The organism is Cupriavidus sp. 01L46 (assembly GCF_056399905.1).
The window spans coordinates 1-827 of sequence record NZ_JBFTSF010000656.1; the positions used below are offsets into that span (position 1 = coordinate 1).

1 protein-coding gene is annotated in these 827 nt (G+C 54.3%); it reads left to right on the forward strand.

From position 1 onward, the window contains the following. Positions 1–825 (forward strand): polysaccharide biosynthesis tyrosine autokinase (locus AC1DS3_RS39145; RefSeq protein WP_477129430.1); only part of this gene is annotated, 825 nt, incomplete at its 5' end. Positions 826–827: the final 2 nt, after the last annotated feature.

An 827-nucleotide genomic window follows, 5' to 3' on the forward strand; every position in this document is an offset into this window, starting at 1 on the left:
GAACAACATACCGGACTAAGTGTCTATGCCACGGTGCCGCTGTCCGTGGCGCAATCCGCCCTAACCGAAGAGATTAAACAGCGCAAGCGTGGGAAATTCCTGCTTGCCGATCGCAATCCCAACGAGCCCTCCATCGAGAGTCTGCGAAGCCTTCGCACGGCCCTACAGTTTGCGATGCTTGATGCTAACAATAACCGCGTCTTACTGACAGGGCCAACACCTGGCGTGGGTAAGTCCTTCATCTCCGCAAACCTCTCCGTGGTTATGGCTACGGGTGGTAAGCGCGTGCTGCTTGTGGACGCCGACATGCGTAAGGGCCACCTGAATCAGTACTTCGGGAAAGAACGCACAAACGGCTTGTCTGACGTGCTGATTGGTAAGGTGGGTTTCGATCAGGCGGTGCACCGAAATGTCTTCGAAAACCTGGACTTCCTCAGTACCGGTGCCATTCCGCCAAATCCAGCTGAACTATTGCTTAACGAACGGATGGTAAAACTACTGCAGGATGTGGGCGAGCAGTACGACCTGGTCCTGATCGATACGCCTCCAGTACTTGCGGTCTCCGACACGGCGATCTTGGCGGCAAGATGCGGCACAGTTTTCCTGGTTACCCGCTTCGAGAAGACGACCATTGGTGAGGTAACGGAATCAGCAAAGCAATTGCGTCAGGCTAATGCAGACGTCAGCGGCGTGGTCTTCAATGGCTTGGATCCGAACGCTTACCGTTATGGATACGGGTCTAAATATGGGCGCTATCGGTATGCCTATTATGGATACACGGCTGACGTGACTGCGGAGCAAGTTGCAAACTCGAAACGAGGATGACG